Annotated in this window: 16 protein-coding genes and 2 pseudogenes; 5 read left to right on the forward strand and 13 right to left on the reverse strand. The window is 64.3% G+C overall.

From position 1 onward, the window contains the following. Positions 1-157: 157 nt before the first annotated feature. Together BCHO_RS02565 and rsmD are read left to right on the forward strand one after the other, a co-directional pair. On the forward strand, positions 158-5,521 hold the full coding sequence (locus BCHO_RS02565) for a Spy0128 family protein (RefSeq protein ID WP_024541616.1): 5,364 nt from the start codon (positions 158-160) through the stop codon (positions 5,519-5,521). Positions 5,522-5,540: 19 nt separating this feature from the next. Then, positions 5,541-6,128, forward strand: coding sequence for a 16S rRNA (guanine(966)-N(2))-methyltransferase RsmD (gene rsmD, locus BCHO_RS02570; protein WP_024541615.1), 588 nt, complete (start codon positions 5,541-5,543; stop codon positions 6,126-6,128). A gap of 64 nt (positions 6,129-6,192) precedes the next feature. Here rsmD and trmD read toward each other — a convergent pair whose 3' ends face one another. The 4 genes from trmD to rpsP form a co-directional block, all read right to left on the reverse strand. Continuing rightward, entirely contained in the window at positions 6,193-7,017 is an 825-nt protein-coding gene (gene trmD, locus BCHO_RS02575) for a tRNA (guanosine(37)-N1)-methyltransferase TrmD (RefSeq protein ID WP_024541614.1), read from the reverse strand. A 154-nt stretch (positions 7,018-7,171) separates the two neighbouring features. Beyond that, positions 7,172-7,699, reverse strand: a complete 528-nt coding sequence (gene rimM, locus BCHO_RS02580; RefSeq protein ID WP_029675748.1) for a ribosome maturation factor RimM — start codon at positions 7,697-7,699, stop codon at positions 7,172-7,174. Positions 7,700-7,716: 17 nt separating this feature from the next. Continuing rightward, the gene (locus tag BCHO_RS02585) at positions 7,717-7,950 is read right to left on the reverse strand and encodes an RNA-binding protein (RefSeq protein WP_024541612.1); all 234 of its coding nucleotides are present in this window, start codon (positions 7,948-7,950) and stop codon (positions 7,717-7,719) included. A gap of 2 nt (positions 7,951-7,952) precedes the next feature. Continuing rightward, a complete protein-coding gene (gene rpsP, locus BCHO_RS02590) occupies positions 7,953-8,432 on the reverse strand; it encodes a 30S ribosomal protein S16 (RefSeq protein WP_024541611.1) in 480 nt (159 codons plus the stop codon). A gap of 330 nt (positions 8,433-8,762) precedes the next feature. On the opposite strand from rpsP, the gene BCHO_RS02595 reads away from it, so the two are divergent. Further along, positions 8,763-12,131, forward strand: coding sequence for a glycoside hydrolase family 2 TIM barrel-domain containing protein (locus BCHO_RS02595; RefSeq protein WP_024541610.1), 3,369 nt, complete (start codon positions 8,763-8,765; stop codon positions 12,129-12,131). Between the two features lie 6 nt (positions 12,132-12,137). Here BCHO_RS02595 and BCHO_RS08715 read toward each other — a convergent pair whose 3' ends face one another. Together BCHO_RS08715 and ffh are read right to left on the reverse strand one after the other, a co-directional pair. After that, positions 12,138-13,571 carry an endonuclease/exonuclease/phosphatase family protein gene (locus tag BCHO_RS08715; RefSeq protein ID WP_024541609.1) on the reverse strand — a complete coding sequence of 478 codons (1,434 nt, stop codon included), beginning with the start codon at positions 13,569-13,571 and terminating at the stop codon, positions 12,138-12,140. A 112-nt stretch (positions 13,572-13,683) separates the two neighbouring features. After that, a complete protein-coding gene (gene ffh / locus BCHO_RS02605) occupies positions 13,684-15,321 on the reverse strand; it encodes a signal recognition particle protein (RefSeq protein ID WP_024541608.1) in 1,638 nt (545 codons plus the stop codon). Between the two features lie 284 nt (positions 15,322-15,605). On the opposite strand from ffh, the gene BCHO_RS02610 reads away from it, so the two are divergent. Next, complete coding sequence (locus tag BCHO_RS02610; RefSeq protein WP_024541607.1) at positions 15,606-16,511, forward strand: cation transporter; 906 nt, start codon at positions 15,606-15,608, stop codon at positions 16,509-16,511. 151 nt (positions 16,512-16,662) lie between these two features. Here BCHO_RS02610 and cysS read toward each other — a convergent pair whose 3' ends face one another. The 3 genes and pseudogenes from cysS to BCHO_RS09670 form a co-directional block, all read right to left on the reverse strand. Next, a complete protein-coding gene (gene cysS / locus BCHO_RS02615; RefSeq protein ID WP_418215011.1) occupies positions 16,663-18,243 on the reverse strand; it encodes a cysteine--tRNA ligase in 1,581 nt (526 codons plus the stop codon). A gap of 415 nt (positions 18,244-18,658) precedes the next feature. Further along, a pseudogene (locus tag BCHO_RS09720) lies at positions 18,659-18,889 on the reverse strand (ABC transporter C-terminal domain-containing protein); the annotation flags it as partial. A gap of 137 nt (positions 18,890-19,026) precedes the next feature. After that, positions 19,027-20,542, reverse strand: a pseudogene (locus BCHO_RS09670) (ABC-F family ATP-binding cassette domain-containing protein); the annotation flags it as partial. 257 nt (positions 20,543-20,799) lie between these two features. Between BCHO_RS09670 and BCHO_RS02625 the strand changes: the two are divergent. Beyond that, on the forward strand, positions 20,800-21,189 hold the full coding sequence (locus BCHO_RS02625; RefSeq protein ID WP_024540602.1) for a hypothetical protein: 390 nt from the start codon (positions 20,800-20,802) through the stop codon (positions 21,187-21,189). Positions 21,190-21,531: 342 nt separating this feature from the next. Here BCHO_RS02625 and BCHO_RS02630 read toward each other — a convergent pair whose 3' ends face one another. The 4 genes from BCHO_RS02630 to BCHO_RS02645 all read right to left on the reverse strand — a co-directional run bounded on the left by BCHO_RS02630 (position 21,532) and on the right by BCHO_RS02645 (position 24,844). After that, entirely contained in the window at positions 21,532-21,840 is a 309-nt protein-coding gene (locus BCHO_RS02630) for a hypothetical protein (RefSeq protein WP_024540603.1), read from the reverse strand. A 1-nt stretch (position 21,841) separates the two neighbouring features. Then, the gene (locus BCHO_RS02635) at positions 21,842-22,372 is read right to left on the reverse strand and encodes a hypothetical protein (RefSeq protein WP_152595887.1); all 531 of its coding nucleotides are present in this window, start codon (positions 22,370-22,372) and stop codon (positions 21,842-21,844) included. A 246-nt stretch (positions 22,373-22,618) separates the two neighbouring features. Further along, a complete protein-coding gene (locus BCHO_RS02640) occupies positions 22,619-23,581 on the reverse strand; it encodes a hypothetical protein (protein WP_034247812.1) in 963 nt (320 codons plus the stop codon). 702 nt (positions 23,582-24,283) lie between these two features. Continuing rightward, positions 24,284-24,844 carry a GNAT family N-acetyltransferase gene (locus BCHO_RS02645; protein WP_024540606.1) on the reverse strand — a complete coding sequence of 187 codons (561 nt, stop codon included), beginning with the start codon at positions 24,842-24,844 and terminating at the stop codon, positions 24,284-24,286. Positions 24,845-25,256: the final 412 nt, after the last annotated feature.

The raw sequence follows: 25,256 nt of genomic DNA on the forward strand, positions 1-25,256 counted from the left end.
GAAGATTATGCTGATAGCATGTATGCTAAAAGACAAAAAACTGGGACATCGCCGGTAGGGATTGCATCCGCAGCCTTTCATGCCCTGATTTCCTGCGGGTGGGGTACGCATCGGCGCGTTTGTCCACAGTGAACAATCTAGATGCAAAGGCACTGTGATGAACGGACAGCAGGTGCTGGAGTGGGGGAAACGATTCCTCGGTCCAGTCGGTACACAGACGAGGAGGATCGTCGCGGCCGTGATCGGCATGACGATGATCGCGACGATGGCGATCGCCGTGGCGCCGACGCGCGCGGAGGCGGCCGACTCCGCACGCGTCGCCGATCCGACGACCTTCACGCAATGGGAGCAAGGCATCGGCAAACCGACCGATCCGCAATCGACCGGCCGCGTCTGGACCGACAAATCGGTGTCGACGGACGCGGTGACGCTCACGACCTACAAGGGTGACACGGTGGAGGTGGCGCCGAAGCATACCGACAAGGACGCGTTCCTTGTCGGGCTTTCGGCGATGTCAAGCGCGCAGAGGATCACCGGCGTCGTGAACGTGACGAAGCCGCTCGACATCGTCCTCGTGCTCGACACGTCTGGTTCGATGAAGAATGCGATGGATGGCGGCACCGCTTCGGACACCTATACGCAGGTATATTCCGGCGATCTCGACAGGACGCAGACCTACTACATTAAAGGTTGGTGGTCGTATCGAGAGGTGACTTGGGACGAAAACAGCAAATCTTGGGGGTATAGCGGAAATCAGGGCTCCTGGAATTCGGTGACGCCCAAGACGAGCGCCAATGATTCTGCTGATGGGCATACGCAGTTCTACGAGTACTCCTCTGATTCTCGCATGTTCGCGCTCCAGCAGGCGGTGAACGGCTTCATCGACCAGACGGCCACAGCGAACGCCTCCGTGAGCGATCCGAACAAGAAGAACCGCATCGGTCTGGTCACCTACGCCTGCAAGACCGTGGATGGCCAATGCAAACAGGGTTCCTCGGTTCGCAGCGGCCTGACCGCCGACTTCACCGCGTTGCAGACGACGGTCAGCGGTTTGTACGGCGAAGGTGCGACCTATGCCGATGAAGGTCTCCGCCTGGCCAACAACGTACTGAAGAATGCCCGCGCCGACGCGAAGAAAGTCGTCATCTTCTTCACCGACGGTGAGCCGGGATACAGCGGATTCGACGGCACTGTGGCCAATGCCGCCATCGCGCAGGCGAAGCAGATGAAGGAAGCGGATGCGAGCGTATACTCGATCGGCGTCTTCGCAGGCGCCGATCCCAGCGCCAACATGGGGAACGTGACCAATTCGAGCGACTCGACGCAGAAGGCGAACGCCTTCATGCAGGGCGTCTCAAGCAACTATCCGAAGGCCACCGGCTTCATGACGGTGCAACTCGGTCAGAAAGCGAGCGGCAAGCACTATCTCGCGGCCTCCGACGCCAACAAGCTCAATCTCGTCTTCGAGACGATTTGGGACGAGGTGTCGAGCGCGCCTACCTCGCCGATCCAGTCGAGTACGCCCGGTTCCTCACATGGCGTCGTGCGTTTCACCGACCAGCTCGGTGACTACATGCATGTGCTCGACATGAACAGCATCGTCTGCGCCGGCAAGCAGTTCACACAGTTCTCGAAGACCACATCGGGCAATACGACGACCTACGTCTTTGAAGGCACTGTCGAAGCGAATGAGATCTACAAAGCCGCCGATCTGAGCACGATGACGATCACCGTGCAGAGCTTCGACGATGGCGCCACGCCGGCGCGTCGGGGCGACCTCGTGACCGTCGACGTGCCCGAGGAACTGCTGCCGCTGCGCCTGTATTCGGCGAAGGTCAACGCCGACGGCAGCGTCAAGACGCAGATCAACCGCACCCATCCGATGCGCCTGTTCTACGAGGTCGGGCTCAAGGACGGCGTCAAGGAGCTCGTCTCGAAGCCGGACGCCGACATGACCCAGTACATCGCCGCGAATAAGGACGCCGACGGCACGATCCGCTTCTTGACGAACCGTTACGACGGCCAGCCGAACGAAGGTTACGGCGACACGACCGCCGTGTTCACGCCGGCGACGACGAACGACTTCTACTATTTCACGCAGGACACGCCGCTGTACAACTCGCAGAGCCTCGACGACCCGGCGACGGAGATCAAATACGCCGGCACCTACTACTACCAGCGCGTGTTCTACGCCGACGACGCGCGCCATGAACAGTGGATCGCCGTGCCCGGCGAGGCGGCGGTCCGCGCCGCCGCCCAGAACCCGACGACCAGTCAGTGGTATGTGACGGCCGGCACGCCGCGCACGGCGCTCGCGAACCAGTACACGCGTGAGAAATCGGAGAATCCGACCGATACGGCGAAATATGCGTCGTCGCCGCAATGGGTCGACACGCAGGTCGATGTGCGTCTCGGCAACAACGGCGTGCAGCGGCTCAAAATCCCCGGCGCGCTCACGGTGACCGAGACGGTCGTCTGGCCGCAAGGCGTCACGCCCGATCCGGACAAGTCCTTCCCGTTCACGTTGACGCTGAAGAACGCGGACGGCACCGACTTCACCGGCACCGTGCGCGGCGAGAAAAGCGACGGCACGACCGTCAAGATCGGCAACGGCTCGACGTTCTCGCTCAAGGACGGCGAATCAATCAGCGTCTACGACATCCCGGCTGGCGTCACGGCGACCTGTATGCAGACGGATGCCGGTGGTCCCGGCTGGAGCGTCGATGATGGTCCGACGCGTGCGGGAACGGTGACTTCCGGCGGCATGCTGACGATGCCGTATGTGAACCGCTACACGCTCGAGCCGGTCACGCTCGAGGAGCCGTCGGTCAGCGGCGTCAAGGTGCTTGAAGGTCGAGACTGGAACACCGACAACGACCGTTTCACGTTCACGATCAGCGCCGGTGATGCGAATCCGGCCGACGCGATGCCCGAACAGACGAGCGTCACGTTGAGCGGCGCGCATGACGAGGACGAGCGGGTGCCGTTCACCTTCGGATCGATCGTCTACACGATGCCGGGCACCTACCAGTACGTCATCAGGGAGTCCGACAACGCCGACACCGGCGACGCGCAGCCCAATATGCGCTATTCGGCGGCGCGGTATGTGCTCACCGTCGTCGTCAAGGACGATGGCGAGGGCAGGTTGACGATCGCCAGCCGACAGCTGACGAACACCTTCGCCGATGACGGTTCCCATCTCGACGGCGAACCGGCCGTCGAGGCCGCCGTGTTCAAGAACCGGTTCCTCGGCGTGGACGAGGCGATGGCCGACATCCACGGCATCAAGCATTACGAGGACGTCACCGGCACGAACCCGAACGACACGGTCGGCAAGTTCAAGGTGCGCGTCACCGCCGATCCGGCCAATCCCGAAGGCGGCCCCGTGCTGCCCGACGACGGCGCGATCGTCAACGTCAGCCTCGACGGCAGCTGGCGGCAGGTCCTCCAATTCACCGGCAGCGCGCTCGGCCACGATACCGAGGCGAAGCGGTTCACCTACCATGTGCGCGAAGTCGTCCCCGAAGACGTGACCGCCGCGAATCCGACGAAGGACGGCATGACCTACGACCTGAACGACTACACGGTCGTCGTGACAGTGAGCCGCGACGCGCAGGCTAACCTCGTCACGTCGGTCGAATATCCCGAAGGCGGCACGCAGGTCGAGCTGCGCAACCGCTACGAGGCGACGCCGGTCGATGTCCAGCTGGACGTGCGGAAGAAGGTCACCGGCGGCGCCGCCGCGGAAGGCAAGTTCACGTTCGAAGCCTCGCTCGCCGGCGAAGCGGCGAACGTGATGGTGAACGATGCTCCATGGGCCGGTACGCTGACGGCCATGACGCCGGCGATCGCCGAGGACGCCACCGGCGATGTGACGTTCCCGAAGCTGACCTTCACGAAGCCGGGCACCTACACGTTCACGATCAACGAGCAGCTGCCGGAGACGGTGCTGCCGGACACATTGCAGCCGACGGCCGAAGGATGGACCTACGACACGCATCGGCACACGGTGACCGTCGTCGTCACGGATGAGCACGGCAAGCTGCAGGCGGTGCTGAGCTCTGATGAATCGACGAAGCTGTTCACGAACACCTATGCCGTCGAATCGCTCAACTACGGCGACGTCGGCGCGCTGCGCATCAGCAAGACGCTCACCGGACGCACGATGCGCGCAGGCGAATTCTCGTTCCGCATCGTCGCGCTCAACGACGCGCCGCTGCCCGACGGCGCCGGCGAGACGGCCAATCCCTATGCGGCGGCGGACGGTCAGGCGCTCGTCTGGCCGGTCAACGGCACATTGCTCGGCGGACTGACCTTCACGAAGGACGACATCGGCAAGACCTACTGCTACGACATCTCCGAAATCATCCCGGCGGCCGCCAACGGCGTGACCTACGACACCGCCAGGCACCGGGCGTGCATCGCCGTCAAGGACACCGGCAAAGGCACGCTCGAGGCGACGACGACGGTGGATGGTGCGGATACAACGGTCGCGGAGTTCACGAACCATTATGCGATCAAGCCGACGAAGCAGTCCGTCACGTTCATGAAGGCGCTGCAGGGCCGTGACTGGAAGAACGGTGAGTCCTTCACGTTCACGCTCGCCGCCGACGAGCAATCCTCCTCCGTGGACGGCGAGGCACTCGACGCGGCGATGCCGCAGACCCGTGAGGTGACGGTGACCCACGAGAACGCCAACGGCTTCGGATTCGGCGACTTCACGTTCAGCCAGCCGGGCACCTACGTCTACACGGTCACCGAGGCCAACGCCGGCAAGACGATCGACGGTCTGCACTATGCGCAGCCGGCGCGCGTCTCCTTCAGCGTCATCGACAACGGCCTCGGCGCGTACAGTGTCGGATGGACGGTCACCGGCATCAACGGCACGACCTTCATCAACGTGTACGAGCCGACTCCGGTGCAGGTGACGACCCCGGCCGAACTCAAGAAGGAGCTGCGCGCGCCGTCGTGGGACGACGATTGGCGGTTCCGTTTCACATTGCAGGACGTGACCGAATACGCGCCCGACGACCCGCAGCCGACATTGCCACAGTGGAAGGTCGGACAGGCCGATGGCGGCGCGACGACCGCAGATGGCGCCGCCGAAACGCCGCAGAGCCCGGTCAGCTGCGACGTCGAGAAACGCACATGCACGGTGGGCGTCGGCAAGCCGGAAAGCGGCTTCGTCACGCCGATCAGCTTCGGCACCTTCACGTTCATCCACGCCGGCACCTACGTCTACCATGTCAGCGAGATCGACGACACCGCGACGCAGGGCGGCATCTACTACGACACGCATACGGCGACGTTGACGATCACGGTGACCGATGACGGCGACGGCAAGCTGACGGCGACGACGACCGTCGACGACGGCACCTTCGTCAACACGGCCGGCGTCGAACTGCCGTCGACCGGCGGCAGACGCGAACAGGGCATGATTACATTGGCGCTCGCGATCGTGTTCCTGCTCGGCGCGGCCGGCTGTGCGCTGCGCCTGAACCGCGTCACGATGGGCGGGTGAGGCGCTAGGCTCTGAAGGTATGCATGTCATCACCGGCAGATTCAAAGGCGCGCCGCTCGCGACGCCGCGTTCCGTGACGCGACCGACGACCGACCGGACGAAGGAGGCGCTGTTCTCGCGCCTTGAATCGCACGGCCTGCTGCAGGACGCGCGGGTGCTCGACCTCTTCGGCGGCACCGGCGCGCTCGGCATCGAGGCGCTGAGCCGCGGCGCGCGTGAACTCGTCGTCGTCGAGGCGAACGCGCAGGCGGCGAAACTGATCGCCGGCACATTGACGGCGATCAAACGGCACGCCGGCTGGGAGGAAGGCATGGATGCGCATGTCGTGCGCGCGAAGGCCGAACGCTACGCGGCGAAGGCGAAGGTCGACGCGCCGTTCGACCTTGTGCTCATCGACCCGCCGTACATATTCGCGACCGACGACTGCGCGCGGCTGCTCGACGACCTCGTCACGCGCGGACTGGTGGGGGAACACGGCGCGATCGTCCTCGAACGCTCGAAGCGCACGAAGCCGCCGGCGCCGCCTGCGGGATGGATCGAGGACGACCGCCGCGACTACGGCGAGACGACCGTCTACACCTACCGTTCGGACGCCTACGAACGGTAGGTGTAGACGCGCAGTGCGGCGACTGAGATAGCAGAACACTGAAACGCTTCAGCACTGCACCATCTCAGCCGAGCCGGCGCGGATGCGAGCCGGAGACCTCCCAGCCGAGCGCCATCAGCGTCTTGCGGTCGGCCTTGTCGAGCGCCGCGCAATCGAGACGTTCGATCAGGTCGGGACGGATCCTCGACGTCTTCTCGAGCGCCTCGTCGCGCCGGAATCGGTCGACCTTGCCGTGGTCGCCGGAGATCAGCACCGGCGGCACCGCCATGCCGCGCCATGTGGCCGGCTTCGTGTACTGGCTGTGCTCGAGCAATGCGTTCGCGCCGGTATATGATTCCTCGACGATCGACTCGGCGTTGCCCATGAAGCCGGGCAGCAGCCTGGTGATCGCCTCGAGCATCACCGAGACGGCGACCTCGCCGCCGTTGAGCACGTAATCGCCGATCGAGTACTCGCGCACGTCGATGCCGCGCTCGCGGTAGTACTGCGGGATGCGCGCGTCGTAGCCCTCGTAGCGGCCGCAGCCGAAGACGAGATGCCCGGCGTGCGATAATGCCGTCGCGTCCTGCTGCGTGAACAGCGGCGCCGACGGATTCGGGAAGATCAGGATCGGGGAGTCGGAGGAGGGCGTCGCATCGGCGTCCGCCGGGGCGTCCGCCGGGACGTCGAGCAGCTCGTCGAGGCATTCGGCCCACACCTCGGGCTTCATCACCATGCCGGCGCCGCCGCCGACCGGCGTATCGTCGACCGACTGGTGCACGTCATGCGTCCAGTCGCGCAGATTGTGCGCGCGGACCGTGACGAGCCCACGTTCCATCGCCTTGCCGAACAGGCTGAGGTTGAGCACGTCGAAGTACTCCGGGAACACGGAGACGATGTCGATGTCCATGAGGACTCCTTGCAGTGTTGATGAAGTAGTGGCGTTGATGGCAACGCGGTGTCGATGACGACACAGTGTCACCGTCGATGCAGCCGAATGCCCCGGCCACGTGGCGCGGCCGAGGCATTCGGGAAAACGGTCGGATGATGGTCGGCGGCGGCCGTCAGATGCCAGGGATCAGGCCGCCGGGAGGATCGATCGTCAGATAACCCTCCTCGAGGTCCACGTCGGGCACGAGGTCGATGACGAAGGGCACGAGCGCGGTCTTCTCGTCGCCGACCGGCTCGGCCAGGCGGATCTTGAGCAGCCACTGCGCGCCCTCGATCATGTCGACGACGTTGCCGAGGACACGGCCGTCCGACTTGAGCCGCGCCTCGAGGCCGACGATGTCCTTCGGATAGAACTCGTCCTCCTCGAGCTCCCACGGCTCGCCGTAGAGGACCGTGCCGCCCAGCGCCTCGGCCGCGTTGCGGTCGTCGACGCCTTCAAGCTTGATGTACCAGCGGTTCTTGAACGTGCGCGCGCCCTCGACGACGTATTCGTCGGCGGCGCCCTTCGTGAACAGCGGCGAGCCGGGGGCGAAACGCTCCTCGGGTTCGTCGGTGAACAGCTGCACGCTCACTTCGCCTTTGAGTCCCTGCGCGCGTCCGATACGACAGACCCTCAGCAGCTCGGGCTGTTGAGGGTCCATCGGTGAAGATTCATGATTCACTTGCGCACATCCATGATGTCGACGCGCACCTTGTGGTCGGCCATCGCCTGCACCACGGTGCGGATCGCGTTGGCGGTGCGGCCGTTGCGGCCGATCACACGTCCGATGTCCTCAGGATTGACGCGCACGCGAATCAGCTCACCACGCGTGTTCTCATGGGACTTGACCGAAACGTCGTCAGGGAAATCGACGATGTTCTTAATCAGATGTTCCACGACTTGAGCAAGCATGATCAGACGGCTTCCGGCGCGGACTCTTCAGGATCGGCGAACTCGACCTTCTCGTCGGCCTTCTGCTCGGCAGCGGCGTCGGCGTCGGTGGCGGCCTCGTTGGCCTTGAGCTCGGCTTCGGCCTTCGCGGCCTTGAGCTTCTGCGCCTTCGTGTCGGCCTCTTCGATGAGCGTGGCCGCATCCGGCTTCGCGGCGACGGTCTTCAGCGTGCCCTCGGCACCTTTGAGGCCCTTGAACTTCTGCCAGTCGCCGGTGATCTTGAGGAGGTTGCGGACCTGGTCGGTCGGCTGGGCGCCGACGCCGAGCCAGTACTGCGCGCGATCGGAATCGATCTCGATCGTCGAAGGCTGCGTGTTCGGGTTGTACAGACCGATCTCCTCGATGGCCTGGCCGTCACGCTTGTTGCGCGAATCCATGACGACGACGCGGTACACGGCATAGAACTTCTTGCCCATGCGCTTGAGACGAATCTTGGTTGCCAAAACGGCTCTCCTTGTAACTAGGGTTGCGCGCCGCGCTTCGCCGTGTGGGGCACGGCTCGACCGGCACGCGCGTTCCTTGGCGCCTACGGGTGATGAGAGGGTCCCGCATCGCCAAATAACCAAGTCAGGATACATCAACCCGTGGTCATCGCCGCCGTCCGCGGCCGCCGACGGCGTAACGGCGCCGCAAGGCCCGGCAACGTGGGCGGATTATAGTGTGAGATGGAACCGCCGCGCCGCCGTATGCGCGGCCGATGCCGACGCGCCCCACGCCGCCACTCCACCGCCGTCAACCGCCGTCAACGAGGATCGATCACAAGGAGGCCTGCGATGTTCATTCCGCGCTACTACGAGGACCTGTCCACGTTGCATGTGGGTTGCGAGCCGAACCGCGCGTATTTCATCCCGGCGAGCGAGGCGGTTGACACGAGCTTCGACCGGCGCGTGCATTCCGATCGGTTCCAGCTGCTCGACGGCGACTGGGCATTCCGCTACTACGCGAGCATCCACGACCTCGACGCCGAGGTCGCCGCCGCGGCCGCCGCCTACGACCCGATCTTCACCGACGTCGCCTTCAACCCCGGCGACGACTACACGCAGATCCCGGTGCCGTCGGTCTGGCAGATGCACGGCTTCGACCACAACCAGTACACGAACATCCGCTATCCGTTCCCCTTCGACCCGCCCTTCGTGCCGCAGGACGACCCCTGCGCCGTCTACCGCACGACCTTCGACTACGCGCGCGACGAGGCGGCGCCGCGCGCGTACCTCAACTTCGAGGGCGTCGACAGCTGCTTCTATCTGTGGCTCAACGGCGTCTTCGTCGGCTATTCGCAGGTTTCGCACGCGACGAGCGAATTCGACGTGACCGACCTGATCGAGGACGGCGAGAACACGCTCGCCGTGCTCGTGCTCAAATGGTGCGACGGCAGCTACCTCGAGGACCAGGACAAGCTGCGCATGAGCGGCATCTTCCGCGACGTCTACCTGCTCAAGCGGCCGACGCGGATGATCCGCGACTACTTCGTGCACACGGCGATCGACTTCGACGACGGCCGGCGCACGACGGTGACCGTCGACTTCGACGCCGGCGCCGCCGGGCTGCCCGAGCATGTCGACGTCGCGATCCTCGCCGCCGACGGCGAAGCCGTCGACACCGTCCGCGCGCAGGCCATCGCCGACAGCGACGACGTCAACGTCGACGACACGGTGTTCGATGTCCGCGCCCGCGCGACGCTGACGATTCCCGACGCGCAGCTGTGGAATCCCGAGGAACCCTACTGCTACCGTCTCGTCATCGTCACCGACGACGAGACGATCACGTCGCTGCTGAGCGTGTGCGAGGTGCGCGCCGCGCTCGGCGACGACGGCGTGCACGAGCGGATCGAACTCAACCGCCGTCCGATTACGATCCACGGCATGAACCGCCACGACGCCGACCCGGTCACCGGCGCCGCCGTCACGCCGCAGCGCTTCCGGGAGGATCTGCTGCTGATGAAGCAGCACAACGTCAACGGCGTGCGCACGAGCCACTACCCGAGCGCGCCGTACTGCTACGACCTGTACGCCGAACTCGGTTTCCTCGTCGTCGACGAGGCCGACATCGAGGCGCACGGCGCCTACATGCTGCAGTACGAGCACGACGGCGGCGTCGACGACACGGCCGCGCTCGAAGGATGGAACACGCACATCGCCGACAGCGAGGACTTCGCGCCGGCCATCCTCGACCGCGTGCGCCGCTGCGTCGAACGCGACAAGAACCATGGCTGCGTGCTGTTCTGGTCACTCGGCAACGAATCGGCGTACGGCCGCGGCTTCGAACGCGCCGTCGCATGGATCAAACAGTACGACACGTCGCGGCTGACGCATTACGAAAGCGCGCGCTATGTCGAACACGGCGGCCACGACGCCCACGACTACGACGCGGTCGACGTGCACAGCCGCATGTATCCGTCGATCGCCGAGATCGACGCCTACTTCGCCGCCGACGGACCGCACGGCGACGGCGCGAACGGCGAGGACGGCAGCAGCCCCGGCGGCACCGTCAAACCGTATCTGATGTGCGAGTTCTGCCATGCGATGGGCAACGGCCCGGGCGACCTCGAGGACTACTTCCAGGCGATCGAACGGCATCCGGGACTCGCCGGCGGCTACGTCTGGGAGTGGTGCGACCACGCCGTCGACGCCGGCCGCACGCCGCAGGGACGCCGCGAATACCTGTACGGCGGCGACTTCGGCGAGCGCATCAACGACGGCAACTTCTGCGTCGACGGCATGGTCTCGCCCGACCGCACGCCGCACTCCGGCCTCGATGAATTCAAGAACGTGTTCCGCCCGGCGCGCGTCGTCACATGCGCCGTCGACGGCGCCGACGTGCAGGTGACGCTGCACAACCATCTCGACTTCACGACGTTGTCCGACCGGGTGCAGCTCATGTGGGAGCTGTACGTCGACGGCGTCATGCAGGGCTACGCGCTGTGCGACGACGAGGCGAGCGCCGCCGCGATGGCGATCGCGCCCGGCGACGAGGGCGTCGTGGACCTGCCCGGCATGCCCGATCTGCGCGACGTCGACGGCAGCGTCACGATCGTGCTGCGGTATCTGACGAAGGAGCCGATGTGGGGGATGGCGCCGCTGTTCGAACTCGGCTTCGACGAGGTCGCCGTCACCGTGGCCGGCGCCGACGGCCGCAACCAGTGGGTCGTGCGCCAACATGAGGAGATGCATGCCGGCGACGAGCGTGGCGCGACGATCCAGCTGCGCCGCGCCGGCACGTCGATCGTGCTCGAAGGCGCCGACTGGCGTTACGAACTCGATGCCCGCACCGGTCTGTTCGCGCGGATGAGCTACCGCAACCGCGCGCTGCTCATGCGGCCGATGCAGATCTACGTCTGGCGTGCGCCGACCGACAACGACCAGTACATCCGCCGCGACTGGGAGCGCGCGCAGTACGACCATGCGAGCGCACGCGCCTACGACGTCGCCGTGCGCACCGTCGCGTCGAGCGGCATCGCACAGCCCGAGGAAGGCCGCGCGATCGCGAACGAGGTCGACCCCGACGACGCGTGCCTCGCGCCGAACGCCGTCGAACTGCGCGTCTCGATGGGCGTCGTCGCGCCGAGCGTGCAGCCGATCGCGCACGTCGACGCCGTCTGGACCGTGCACGCCGACGGCTCGGTCGCGTTGGCGATGGACGTCGCGCGCGACACGGCGTTCCCGTTCCTGCCGCGCTTCGGCATCCGCATGATGCTGCCCAGGACGATGAGGAACGTCGTCTACTGCGGCTACGGGCCGAACGAAAGCTACGTCGACAAGCATCGCTCATGTTGGCACGGCATCTTCGAGGGGACGCCGACGACGTTGGCCGAACACGAGATCAGGCCGCAGGAGAACGGCAACCACCATGACTGCGACTGGGCGAGCGTCGGCGGCGACGGCGTCGCATTGGTCGTGCTGCGCGGCGACGGCGCCGACGACGCGCGCGCCTTCGACTTCCAGACGCTCGAATACACGGCCGAGGAGATGACATGCGCGCGGCACGACTTCGAACTCGACCGCGCCGACATGACCGTCGTCTGCGTCGACTACATGCAGTCGGGCATCGGCTCGAACAGCTGCGGACCCGAGCTGCTGCCGCAGTACCGGCTCGACGACGCGCGCTTCCGCTTCGTCGTCACGTTGCGGCCGCAGACGGCTTGAGCGACGTCAGTCGGCGTCCGATCCGTCCTGCTGCGCGGCGCGGATATGGTCGCGGGCGCGCTCGCGGGCGAGCGGCGGCAGCGAATCCGGCCACGTCTCGCCGGCGCCGGCGTTGAGCGGCGTCGGATGGTCGATGATCGTCAACGTCGCGGCGAGCGCGAGATGGTCGGTGCCATGCACCTCGATCGCGCGTACGTCGGAGGCGGTCAGATAGTCGGTGAACAGCACATGGTCGAGCACGATGCGCGGCCACTTGAGCCAGCGTGGATAGGTCGGGTGCAGGCCGCGCGCGTCGGTGAGCGCCGCGTCGTGGAAGCCGGCGGCGAGCAACTTGCGGAAGCTCGGATGGGCGATGCTCGCGTTGAAGTCGCCCATGACGACGTTGATCGTCTCATGTTCGGGCGTCTGCGCGGCGGCCGCGGCGGCTGTGTCTGCTGCGTTGGCTGTGTCGACCGCGTCGCCCGCGTGGCCCGCGTGGCCGGCGTGGCCGGCGTGGCCGGCGTGGCCGTGGCGCGCGGCGCGGTCGGCCGTCGCGGAGCGCGCGGAGATTCCGGCCTGCGTGAACGAATCGTCATGGGAGTCGTCCTTGGTTGCGGCGGTCGCGGCTGCGCGGTTCGCCGCGTCGATCGCCGCGAGCGTCGGGTATTTCTCGCGCGGCTCGTCCTTCGGATGGCGGATCAGTGCGCGCAGGCCGATGATGCCCGCCGACCAGTCGCGGCAGCCGCGCATCGGCGACTTCGGATGGGCGGCTGCGAAGGTGATGTCGCGCGTCGACGAGAACGGGATCGTCATCGTCGGCACGTCGGCGGCCGGAATCGGCACGCCGGTCGGTGTGCTCGCCGACGGTTCGACGCGCATCCAGACGCCGTTGAAGCCGCCGTTGTCGGTCGGCAGCGCCTCGCCGAGCTCATGGTAGGGCAGCAGCGCGTCGAGCCCGGCGGCCTTGAGACGCGCGACGAGGTCCCCACTGAGCTCCTGCAGCGCGAGGACGGCGACGTCCTCGTCGCGCACGAGGGCGATGATCTGCTCGGCGTCGGCGCGGCCGTAACGGCAGTTGAGCGTCAGCACGCGGAACTGGCCGCGGTCGGGATGCGATTTGCGCGGGCGGGAGGCAGCGTCCGTCTTGCCGGCCGCGCGCGCCTTGCGGGCGGCAAGACGGCGCGCGAGCGCGGCCGCCGTGTTCGGCGCCTTGATGTCGTTGAGCCAATAGGCGGACTGCCGCATCAGCGACGCGATGAGCATGACGGCGGCACAGATCGTGAACGGCCAGTCATGCAGGCAGACGCCGACGATCGCGAGCGCGGTGAAGGGGATCCACAGGAACGGCGTCAGCGCGATCAGATAGGGCAGCGGCCGGTGGCCATCCCAGCCGGCGGGCAGCTCGGTGAGCGCAAGCCACGCGACCAGCACGATCAGCACGATCCACATCGCGACGAGCATCGGGAAACCTTTCTGTAGAGCGCGCTGAGTTCGGCGCACGGTCAAATCAAACGGTCAATCAAACAGAGGGCGACTGCTGTCGGCAGTCGCCCTCGCATCGGGAACGGACGGATCAGTTGCCGCCGAGCAGGCCGCCGAGGCCGCCGCCGAGATTCGGCGGAAGGTCGGCGCCGCCGAGCATCCCCTGCAGCTCGTCGGGCAGCTGCGGCGTCTTCGGCTTCTTGACGAAGGCGGAACCGGAGGCGCTCGGCTTGCCGGACAGACGTGCGCGCAGCGCCTGCTCCTCGGCCTCGCGCTTCATCGGGTTGCCGGACTTCGACCCGCCCTTCTTGCCTTTCTTGCCCTTCTTGGCGTTCTTGCGGCTCGAGCCGCCGCCGAAGCCGCCCATCGCGCCGAAACCGGCTTTGTTGCTCATGCGCTTCATCATCTTCGACGCCTGTTCGAAGCGCTGCAGCAGCGCGTTGACGGCGGAGACGGTCACGCCCGAGCCGTAGGCGATGCGCGCACGACGCGACCCGTCGATGATCTTCGGGTTGCGGCGCTCCTCGGGCGTCATCGAACGGATGATCGCCTCGGTGCGGTCGATCTCGCGCTCGTCGAACTGCTCAAGCTCCTTGCGATGCTGCGCCATGCCCGGAATCATGCCGAGCAGCGACTTCATCGAGCCGAGCTTACGCACCTGCTGCAGCTGCGCGAGGAAGTCATCGAGGCCGAAATCACCTTCGGCCATCTTCTCGGCGGCCTTGCGCGTCTGCTCCTCGTCGAATTCGCGCTGCGCCTGCTCGATGAGCGTCAGGATGTCGCCCATGTCGAGGATGCGCGACGCCATACGATCAGGATGGAAGACCTCGAAGTCCTTGAGGCCCTCGCCGTTCGACGCGAACAGGATCGGCTTGCCGGTCACCGACGCGACCGACAGCGCGGCGCCGCCACGCGCGTCGCCGTCGAGCTTCGAGAGCACGACGCCGGTGAAGTCGACGCCCTCGTCGAAGGCCTGCGCGGTGCGCACCGCGTCCTGGCCGATCATCGCGTCGATGACGAAAAGAATCTCGTTCGGCTGCACGGCATCGCGGATGTCGCGCGCCTGCTTCATCAGCGTCTCGTCGACGCCGAGACGACCCGCCGTATCGATGATGACGGTGTCGTAGAGCTTCTGGCGCGCGTATTCGATCGAATCACGCGCGACCTTGACCGGATCGCCATGCGTCTCGCCGGGGGCGGAAACCGCTTCGCCGCCCGCGGACTGCACGCCCTTCTCGGGTGCGTACACCGGCACGCCGGCGCGCTCGCCGACGACCTCAAGCTGCGTCACCGCGTTCGGACGCTGCAGATCGGCCGCGACGAGCAGCGGCGTGTGGCCCGACTCCTTGAGCCAGTAGCCGAGCTTGCCGGCGAGCGTCGTCTTGCCGGCGCCCTGCAGGCCCGCGAGCATGATGATCGTCGGCGGCGTCTTCGCAAAATTCAGCGGACGATCGACGCCCTGACCGAGGATGTCGGTGAGCTCGCCGTTGACGATCTTGACGACCTGCTGCGCCGGGTTGAGCGCCTCGGAGACCTCGGCGCCGAGCGCGCGTTCGCGCACACGCGCCGTGAACGAACGCACGACGTCGAGCGAGACGTCCGCGTCGAGCAGCGCGCGGCGGATCTCGCGGATCGTGCCGTCGATGTCCGCTTCGGAAAGCTTGCCTTTGCTCTTGAGATGCTTGAACGCGTTCGAGAGCCTGTCTGTAAGAGAACTGAATGCTGCCATAGTGGGTACGATTCTAGCGTGTTGAGGGGAAATCGTGCAGCTTGCGCACCGGAACTCCACGACGATGCGCGCGTTCACTACACTGGTGGGAGTGCGCCGACGGAGCGCACGGAGCAGTGCGCGGATGAGGCGCACCGATGGCGGGAGGATCCGCACGCGACGCCGGCGCGGCGTCATGCGGGCACGGACGCGGTCGTACGGACAACATCGGGCGGATGGATGGCGCGTGGGAAGCGCACGGGCGCACAGGCACACAAGCGCACACAGGTACACAAGGAGGCGGCATGCATCAGAAGAGAATCGAACAGCAGGCGTTGAAGGTCGGCATCATCGTCAACATCGTCATGGTCGTCGCCGGATTCTTCGTGTTTTTCGTCACCGGACTCAAATCGATGTTCCTCGACGCGTCGTTCACCGTCATCTCGGTCATCTCGGGCGGCGTCGCGGCGTATCTGTCGAAGAAGACGGTTCGCGTGAGCGAACGGTTCCCGAACGGCATGTTCGCGCTCGAGCCGATCTACGCGATCTGCAAGTCGATCTTCACGATCTGCCTGCTGCTGTTCTCGTTCCTCGACGTGCTTCGCGTCGCGATCGACTACTTCGCATACGGCGAGGGCGAGCGGCTGAGCTTCGGGCCGGTCATCATCTACCAGATCGCCGCCGTCAGCGTATGCCTCGTGCTCGTGTGGTACTACCGTGCGCGCAACCGCTCGATCGGCAACGCGAGCCTGATGCTCAAGGCGGAGGCGAACGGCACATGGATCGACGGCATGATCTCGCTCGGCATCGGCGTCGTCGCCGTGCTGCTGTACTTCCTTCCGGACGGGACGCCGTTCGACTTCCTGCACTACACCGGCGACTTCTTCATCACGACGATCATCGTCGCATTGACGATCAAGGAGCCGGTCGTCGTGCTGCGCGACGCCTTCGTCGAACTCGTCGGCGGCACGCACGACGACGAGGAGATCTCCGCGTTCGTCACGCGCGAGGTCGAGGCGCATCTGCCGGAGCAGATTGTCATGGAGAAGCTCCACGTGTTCAAGACCGGCATGAACTTCGACGTCGACATCTTCATCGGCAGCACGCAGGGCAGTGTGCGGATGGAGGAACTCGTCGGCGCGCGGCAGACGATCGAGCAGGCGCTCGAGCCGAAACTGCACATCGTCAACGTCGACTTCGTCTTCGAGTAAGGCCGTCTGCAGGTGGGCTTGCGCACAGACGACCGTTTGGGGTGTCGGGAATGGTCGTCTGCGCGCAAGGGCGGACGAGATCCGCCGGGGATGGGCGAACGGTGTCAGAGGACGACGGGGCGCGTGCGGCGATGCGATGGCCGCGCGATCATCAGTTGAGCGTCCACGAGGAGCCGGCCGGTCCGTCCTCGATCATGATGCCGAGCTTGGCGAGGCCGTCGCGGATCTTGTCGGCCGTCGCGAAGTCCTTCGCCTTGCGGGCGGCGGCGCGCGCCTCGAGCTGCGCGTCGATCAGTGCGCCGAGCGTCGCGCGAGCCTTGTCTTCGCCGCCTTTCGCATCGCCGCCGTCGATCCACGGTTCGGCGAGCGGGTCGAGGCCGAGCGTGTCGAGCATCGCGCGGACGTTGACGAGTGCCGTGCGCAGCGCGGCGTGCTTACGGCCGTCCGCGTCGTCGTCGAGGTCGGCGATCAACGTGTTGCCGGCGCGCAGCTGCGTGAAGATGGCGGCGGTTGCACGTGAAACATTGATGTCGTCGTTCATCGCGGCGACGAAGTCCACCGGCAGCTCGTCGGCGGTCACGGCGGTGATCTCGTCACGCGACGGCTGTTCGCCGAGCGCGTCGCCGGCATGTTCGATGTAGTTCATGACGCGGTCGTAGGCGGCCTGCGCCTCGGCGAGCGTCTGGTCGGACCATTCGAGCATCGAACGGTACTGCACTGCGCCGAGCGCGTAACGCACGACCCATGCGGAGTGCTTGGCGAGCACGACCGGCACCGCGAGGCCGTTGCCGAGCGACTTGCTCATCTTCTCGCCCTTCGCCGTCACCCACGCCGAATGCATCCAGCGGTTGGCCGTGCGGTAGCCGGCCGCGCGCGTCTGCGCCATCTCGTTCTCGTGGTGCGGGAAACGCAGGTCGAGGCCGCCGCCGTGGATGTCGAACATGCCGTCAAGGTAGCGGTAGCTCATCGCCGAGCATTCGATGTGCCAGCCGGGGCGGCCGGTGCCGAACGGCGTCTTCCAGCGCGCGTCGGCCGGATCGGTTGGCTTCGGGCGCTTCCACAGCGCGAAGTCGCGCGGGTCGCGCTTGTCTTCGGACAGGTCGGCCGGGTCGGTCGGGTTGTACTTGTCCTCGCCGGTCATGTCGACCGACGGTCCCATGCGGTCGGCGACGGCGGCCGCCTCGTCGACCTCGGTCGTCTGCTTCTGATGCGTCAGCTCGCCGTAGTGCGGCCATGACGTGACGTCGAAGTAGACGTCGCCGGTCAGTTCGCCGTGCTCGTCGCGGATGACGTAGGCGTGGCCGTTGTCGATGATGCGCTCGATCAGATGGATCATGTCCATGATGTGGCCGGTCGCTCGCGGTTCGTAGGTCGGCGGCAGCACGCCGAGCCTGTCGTACGCGTCGGTGAACTCCTGCTCGTAGTGGTAGGCGCGTGCCCACCAGCGCTGGCCGGCCGCGGCCGCCTTGTCGAGAATCTTGTCGTCGATGTCGGTGACGTTGCGGATGAACGTGACATGGTAGCCGAGCTTGAGGAACCAGCGGCGGATGATGTCGAAGGCGACGCCGGCGCGGATGTGGCCGATATGCGGCGAGCTCTGCACCGTTGCGCCGCACACGTAGATGCCCACGTTGCCAGGCTTGATCGGCTCGAAACGGCTGATCGCATGCGTCGCCGTGTCATAGAGTTTCAGGTCGACGGCCGCGTTCGCGACGCCGCCGTCGCCGGCCATCAGCGTCTCGGCGAACTGCTTGTCCGTGGAGACGCCGGAAGTGTTGGCATTGCTTGCTTCGTGGGAATGCTCGGTCATGGTTCGAGCGTATTGCGTTTTGTAGACAAGCGGCATGCGGATATGGACGGGCATCAGACGGGTGCGAACGGGCATGGGCGGGCGTCAGACAGCCTGCGGCGAAGGTATCTCGGCTGGGAAGGAGCATTTTCTTCGTTATGGGCAGGTATACCGACCGAACAGGGCCGGCCGCCGGCAGGTATACCCGGTGCCGCCGGAGAAAATGCTCCTCCTAAGCCGAGATACCCTCGGACGGCGCCCGAAAGAGCGTTCGTGCGGCATCTTGGGACGCCCGGACGCGCTCGATGGGACGCCCGAGACGCTCGAAGACGCTCAACATGTGCTCAACGGACCGCCGTCACTGGCCCATCTGCTCGGACAGGTCGAGCCATTCGGCCTCGAGGCCGTCCGATTCGGCCGTCAATACCTGCAGCTGCCGGTTGAGTTCGTTGAGGCCGGCGTAGTCGCTCGGATCGTGCGCTGCCATCCGCTCCTCGAGTTCGTCCTTCTGCGTCGCGAGCTTCTCGAGCTTGCGTTCGATCGCCGAGACGCGCCGCGATGCGTCCGCATATGCCTTGCCGCTGAGCTTCGGCACGGCCGCCTCGGCAGGCGAGCCGTCAGCCAGACCGGCCGCCGCTTCCTCGGCCTTGACGGTGTCCGCGTCGACGGCCGAATCGGCCGCGCCTCCGGCCTTGTTCATGCCGAGCGGATCCTCGCCGCGGCGCAGCGCGTCGACGATGTCCAGATAATCCTGCACGCCGCCGGGCAGATGCCGGATCTTGCCGCCGATCAATGCGAACTGCTCGTCGGTGACGCGTTCGAGCAGATAGCGGTCGTGGCTGACGACGACCAGCGTGCCCGGCCAGGTGTCGAGCAGGTCCTCCATGACGGCGAGCATGTCGGTGTCCAGATCGTTGCCCGGCTCATCCATGATGAGCACGTTCGGCTCGTCGAGCAGGATCAGCAGCAACTGCATGCGGCGCTTCTGGCCGCCGGACAGGTCGCGGATCGGCGTCATCAGCTGCGCCGCCTCGAATCCGAGCCGCTCCATCAGCTGCCCCGGCGTGACCTCCTTGCCGTCGACGATGTAGCTCGGCTTGTAGCGGCTGAGCACTTCCTTGACCTTGTATTTGCCGAGCTTCTCGAGCTCGTCGAGCCGTTGCGAGAGCACCGCGAACTTCACCGTCTTGCCGATGTTCACATGCCCGGCCGTCGGCGTCAGCGTGCCGTCGAGGATCTTGAGCAGCGTCGATTTGCCGGCGCCGTTCGCGCCGACGATGCCGAAACGGTCACCCGGCCCGATCAGCCATGTCACGTCGTCGAGGATTTCGCGGCCGCGCACCGTCAGTTCGACGGCCGCCGACGTCTCGTCCGACGCCGTCTCGCCATCCTCCTCGCCGCGCGTGCCGCGCAGCGCGTTGATCTCGCCGGCCGGCTCGCGGTGCGTGAGCCCATGCGCGGCGGCGACCTCTTCTGCGCGCGAGCCGAACGCCGATTTCAGCCGCGGATCGTCGGCGTCGTCGACGGCGATCGTCACTTCACCGAAGGCCTGCGGCTCGGACACCATCGGCTCGACGATGTCGACCGTAGACGCCGACTTCGCGTTCGCCGCGAGCGCGGCCGCGTCCGGGTCGATGTCCGCATACGAGCCCTGTTCGCGGTCGAAGATCTGCGTGACGTCGACGAGGTCGACGACCTGTTTGCCGAGCCGCGACGTCGCCATCTGCTTGAGCTCGAGCGTGTTACGCATCGGCGGCACGTCGGCGATGAGTTCGCGCGCGGCCTTCACATGGAACTTCTGCTTCGTCGAGCGTGCGCGTGCGCCGCGCAACAGCCATGCGAGCTCCTTGCGCGCGAGGTTGCGTCGCTTCGTCTCGCGCACGTCGGCCTGGCGGTCGCGTTCGACGCGCTGCAGCATGTAGGCGCTGTAGCCGCCTTCGAAGGGTTCGATCTCGCCGTCGTGCACCTCCCACATCGATTCGCAGACCTCGTCGAGGAACCAGCGGTCGTGCGTGACGAGCAGCAGCGCGCCGGTGCCTTTCGGCCAGCGGTTCTTGAGATGTTCGGCGAGCCAGTGGATCGTCACGACGTCGAGGTGGTTCGTCGGCTCGTCGAGCGCGAGGATGTCCCAGTCCTTGAGCAGCAGCCGTGCGAGGTCGGCGCGGCGGCGCTGGCCGCCGGAGAGCGTGCCGATCTTCGAGTCGAGGTTGAGGCCGCCGAGCAGCGCCTCGACGATTTCGCGCRACACTGCGAAACCATGTGATCACGCCGTTATCGGCAAACACAGCCGCCGCCTTACGCGATGATTCGCATAATCCAACCAATGGATATACACAACTATGCCAAAACATTATCAAACAGCAGCATAGACTCGAAACTGCTCATTTCAAAGGATCCATTATTTGCACCAGCAATCCCGAATCTCAATTGGCAAACGTCGTCAATTCAATGCGCACTGAACTGTGTAACAACATAATGAAGCATGGAAGTGACTCATACATGGTGCAGATCACCTTTACGACCGCCATCGCGGTGAGAATCGTCACCATCAACGATATGCGCATCGAAGAACACGACGAGCCTCAGTGCTCGAACCATGGCTTGACGATGCTACAAAATCGCGTGGAATCACTCGGTGGCGCTGTTGCCATGGTAGACGAGGACAACATCTGGATAACGACCATCGCCATCCCGGCTAGTATTTTGCCACACAACCATTCAAGAAACGGCGGACAGGGAACGATATACGCAATGACGCCGTCAATGTGTTCCATATCTACCTGTAGAGCCTCGCTGACAGCATATGGGACCGGACCAACAATAAGCACAATGGATAATAAAATGGAAAGAATCGATTTCATCAGCACACCCACCTCAATAGAAGATTGAAAACCATAAATCAAAAGAATTATTACAGATAATCAGAAATGATAGGATATGCAGTCCATTCACCTCAGTAACCGACCGCATATCCTGTCAAACGGTAAAACCAAACCGCAACATGGGTTCAAGCACGCGCAGTTCTACATACCTCAATTATGATTGCAACAAGGTTGATCAGTAGGCATTTTAGCATGTTTTTTCACGCTATTGACCACATTACACAGTGCGACAACATCGTATCGCAAGTAATCAAACTCATGTCCATTAACACCCAACTGAACCCACTTCGTCGTATTGGAATTATTCTTCCAACTCCAACTTGCACTTCCATAAACGGTATGACTACCATCAAGGGAAGCATGCACATTGGCGTTGGCAAAAGGCCAAGAACTCAGCATCGACGCCGCCGCTGACGCTCGCCGCCACAGTGGTGGATTCACTAGCCTGTCCTGTAAAGACTATCCCGGGAGCCACCCAATGTTTAGGCGCACTGCCCGTCATGAAAAAAGTGGTGTGATTTGTGACGTTTTGATGATGCCCGACTTCCGGACAGGCCATCGGCATAATACCATCGTCCTCATCGGCAAATGCCGTCGCCGGGAATAGCACCAGCATCGAGGCGACGATGACGCATGTCACTTTCTGCAGCGTTTTCATTTCAGTTCTCCTGATCATCTTTGATTTCGTAGACGACTACAAGCACACGTCCACGCCCTGCATCGACCGTGACGCCAGTGGCTCCAGAAAGCTGGCTCTCGGCCATTGAAACCGTTCCTGAATCCCCCAACTTCGGACAGCCTTCCACATGCACCATCTGCCGATACCGCCTCCCCTGCTGCATACCGATGTCAAACGGCACGTCGTGCGCAGGATCGCAATAATAGGTGATAGCGTACGCGGTGGCTGGAGCACCATCGACTTCAGCAATGGGAACGGTCTTGCGACCCTCCACCACGGCGGAACCAAGGAATCTTCCAGCTTCGTCACCATATACATACTCGACGTATGCACGGAGCGCCTTGGGCGTGAACTCGGTACGCACTGAGTTCATCAAGGAACCCTCCTGCGTATCCACACCAACCGAAGTCGTCGACGCCGGCGAATCCGTCGAGCGCTGCGCGCATCCAGCGAACGACATCGCCACCAGAACCGCCAACACACCGACACAAATTCTGTTTGCATATCGCATATGACGTATGGCAGCCTCTTTCGAGATCTGTGTTTTATTCCGTTCTTATGAACGGAATAATTCCATTTCAGAACCAATGAATTACGCATTCAACCCATCGTTGTCCCCCAAATAGTCAATTTTCGCTAACCACCCATAGGATCGCCTGCTCATTCCATTGGACGACGGTAAAGCTGGCCCCACCGCACGGCGCTGTACGGACATATATCGACGAGGGCGAATGGACGACCTATGTCACGTTGCCCGTCAATTCCACTGCATGTTCGGATTAGCCGCGAACACCGTCGGGTAGAGCTCCTTGCGATTACCCAGCAGATCATTGAGCGCGCCTTGGGCGGCAATCGTATGCACGAGTTCCCAATGGGACTTGCGGTGGACATAGATCTTCGCATCGTCGTTCGAGCCTCCCTCCGGCATGAAGACCATATATGCGAAATCACCGGCGCCCACGATGCCATACTGCCCCTTCCCCACGTCGAACGTCACGTCGAACGTCTGCGGCGGCTCTGCGGAATCGGTGATCCGGGCCGTGCGCATATCGATGATCTCGACATCGCCTCCCATGCTCATCGCGATCATCTCATGCGTGTCCTCCGATCGCCACGTCAGCTGCTCCCCGTACACGAAGCTCTCCTCGCCGACGTACCGCTGCGCCTCGCCGCTCGCCGTAGTCACCGTGTTCTGTGTCAACTCCTGCGTTTTCACATTCCGTGTGAGCAGTGCGAGCGTCTGCGAACCGTAGCCGTTGCCTTTGGCTTCGTCGTCCATGTCGCCGAACAGCGTGATCCCGTCGTCCGCACAGGGGACCAAGCCGGAAGCGAACGCCGGCGTGAACCGGGAATCCACAGATTTTGTGACCAGTTTCCTCATCCCCTTCGATTCACTCACCGAATACAGTGTGTAGTCGTTGCCGGCGCCGCCCACCGCATACACACCACTCGCACGGTGCGCCACGGCGACCGGTGTCTCGGCGGGGCTCGTCACCGGTTGTTGCGGCTGCGGCGTGAACCACTGGGTCTGCACCGTACCGCTCTGCTGCGCTTGCGAATACGCGCTTTGGTACATGGCCATCACCGTGTGGTCGTCGATTGCGACCATCTGCAATCCCGGAACATCCGGCTGCTCGCGCCTGCTCACATACCCGCGCCCGGGGGGTGTTCGCAATATGGAAATCGCTGCGCTTATCGTCGAAGAACAGCCCGGATTCATTCCACGCCATGTTCTGCGGGGTTGTCGTTGCCGTGTCGATGAACTGCGCGGTGCCGTCCTTGCGCACGAGCGCCACCATGCCGCGCTCGTTCGTCGTGAATTTCTGCGCGGGCGGATTGAGACCGACCGCCATCACCACCTGACTCAGATCCACCTGGCTCGGCTCGATTTTCTGTACACCGCACGCCCGACGAGCAGGCATGCCCATGCGACCACCATCGCCAAGGACCCGCGGATACCCCTTCTTGTGTTCATGTCGACCCCCTCCCGAGCACCACGCTGTGCATCGATTATAGATTGCGCGGAATCATGAATCCATCCCCGGATGTCTCCCGACGGTCGGCCTGCGAACGGATTCGCGACCAGACGACGATGCCGTCGCCGAGTCTGGTCGATTACCGCACAATACATGCAAGGCACGGCCAAAGTCAGCAGATGCCAATCATCATGGCACACCGCATGACCGTGCGTTTCCATCGGCCGTCATCAGTCCGCATGGAATGCAGATCACGAGCAACGCCCGCGTCGCGGCACGACAGTATGCACGAAATCGTATTGGCAGCCATTGCGCCATGCCGGAAATCAGATGCAATCTGCACGCAGGAGCAAGTACGGACCGACGGATACCGTCGGCTCCGGGTGCAGAGGAGGCACGAATCTCCGCTACCGAAACAAGGCACCATTATTGGCGAATGGCATGGCTCACTCCATCACCCAGTAGTCGTAGTAGTGCGTGCCGTCGTGGCCGATCAGCGGCCGGCGTGTCGCGACGTATCCGGCGTCCGCGAGCGCGGCGCGGCGCTCGACCGCGTACAGCGGCGCCTTCGTCGCGATCCTCGCGCAGCCGAACAGCGTCATGAACGGCGCGGAGACGAGTTCGAGGATGTCTTCGATGACGTCCTCGCGCTCATAGTCGACCGCGAGGTCGATGCGCAGGATGCCGCAGTCGTCATAGTAGTCGTCGGCTTCGCGGCGGAACATCTCCAAGGTGCCGATCACGGCCCCCGTTTCCAATGATTCCACGGCGAAGCGCACAAATGCACGATGCTCGTGGTATTCGGCGAGCCAGTACCTGATGCTCTCCTCGACGTCGCGCACGTCACGGCAATAGAAGTTCGCTCCGTGGCAGTTGTCGGAGTTGAGGAACGGCAGCGCAAGCCTGTCGCCGTACACGGCGAGCAGGTCCTCGGCGTCGTCGGGTTCGATCAGCCGGATGCGGTACAGATCGTCGCACAGTTCCGGGCAGCTGTCATAGATGGTCATGGTTCCATTGTAGGCGGCCGTTTTCACGCACGGACCGGCTGGTGTTTCCCCGGAGACGCGCACGCCGACATCCTCGCGGCAATGCGCGCGTCCGCATAACCGCATCCGACGCCGCTTCTTTCGACATATGCGCGGCGCTCCCACGGAATCCTTTCCGCCTTCCCACACCAACGAACAGATACGCACATGAAATCGACTCATACGCACATCATCGCGCATCATCATTCAATATCGACCATCGAATCGCCGACGACGCACGGCCGAACGGAACGCGCCCCGCATAACCCGCCCGCACGGACGAACTATCGACCTATGCGGCAGCACGCTCCCGCTGCCATACGCGACGCACGTCCGCCGCGCCGGACCGGCCGGCCGCGCCGCGCGTCGTTCCTCCGTCCGACGAAACAGGTTT

The organism is Bifidobacterium choerinum (genome assembly GCF_000741135.1).
In the GTDB taxonomy this organism is placed as follows: domain Bacteria; phylum Actinomycetota; class Actinomycetes; order Actinomycetales; family Bifidobacteriaceae; genus Bifidobacterium; species Bifidobacterium choerinum.

What these genes read in the sequence shown, in the direction of transcription:
- BCHO_RS02565 (WP_024541616.1), top strand. Translation starts at nt 158, where the DNA reads ATGAACGGACAGCAGGTGCTGGAGTGGGGGAAACGATTCCTCGGTCCA.
- rsmD (WP_024541615.1), top strand. Translation starts at nt 5,541, where the DNA reads ATGCATGTCATCACCGGCAGATTCAAAGGCGCGCCGCTCGCGACGCCG.
- trmD (WP_024541614.1), bottom strand. Translation starts at nt 7,017, where the DNA reads ATGGACATCGACATCGTCTCCGTGTTCCCGGAGTACTTCGACGTGCTC.
- rimM (WP_029675748.1), bottom strand. Translation starts at nt 7,699, where the DNA reads ATGGACCCTCAACAGCCCGAGCTGCTGAGGGTCTGTCGTATCGGACGC.
- BCHO_RS02585 (WP_024541612.1), bottom strand. Translation starts at nt 7,950, where the DNA reads ATGCTTGCTCAAGTCGTGGAACATCTGATTAAGAACATCGTCGATTTC.
- BCHO_RS02595 (WP_024541610.1), top strand. Translation starts at nt 8,763, where the DNA reads ATGTTCATTCCGCGCTACTACGAGGACCTGTCCACGTTGCATGTGGGT.
- BCHO_RS08715 (WP_024541609.1), bottom strand. Translation starts at nt 13,571, where the DNA reads ATGCTCGTCGCGATGTGGATCGTGCTGATCGTGCTGGTCGCGTGGCTT.
- ffh (WP_024541608.1), bottom strand. Translation starts at nt 15,321, where the DNA reads ATGGCAGCATTCAGTTCTCTTACAGACAGGCTCTCGAACGCGTTCAAG.
- BCHO_RS02610 (WP_024541607.1), top strand. Translation starts at nt 15,606, where the DNA reads ATGCATCAGAAGAGAATCGAACAGCAGGCGTTGAAGGTCGGCATCATC.
- cysS (WP_418215011.1), bottom strand. Translation starts at nt 18,243, where the DNA reads ATGGCCGGCGACGGCGGCGTCGCGAACGCGGCCGTCGACCTGAAACTC.
- BCHO_RS02625 (WP_024540602.1), top strand. Translation starts at nt 20,800, where the DNA reads ATGGTGCAGATCACCTTTACGACCGCCATCGCGGTGAGAATCGTCACC.
- BCHO_RS02630 (WP_024540603.1), bottom strand. Translation starts at nt 21,840, where the DNA reads ATGAAAACGCTGCAGAAAGTGACATGCGTCATCGTCGCCTCGATGCTG.
- BCHO_RS02635 (WP_152595887.1), bottom strand. Translation starts at nt 22,372, where the DNA reads ATGCGATATGCAAACAGAATTTGTGTCGGTGTGTTGGCGGTTCTGGTG.
- BCHO_RS02640 (WP_034247812.1), bottom strand. Translation starts at nt 23,581, where the DNA reads ATGAATCCGGGCTGTTCTTCGACGATAAGCGCAGCGATTTCCATATTG.
- BCHO_RS02645 (WP_024540606.1), bottom strand. Translation starts at nt 24,844, where the DNA reads ATGACCATCTATGACAGCTGCCCGGAACTGTGCGACGATCTGTACCGC.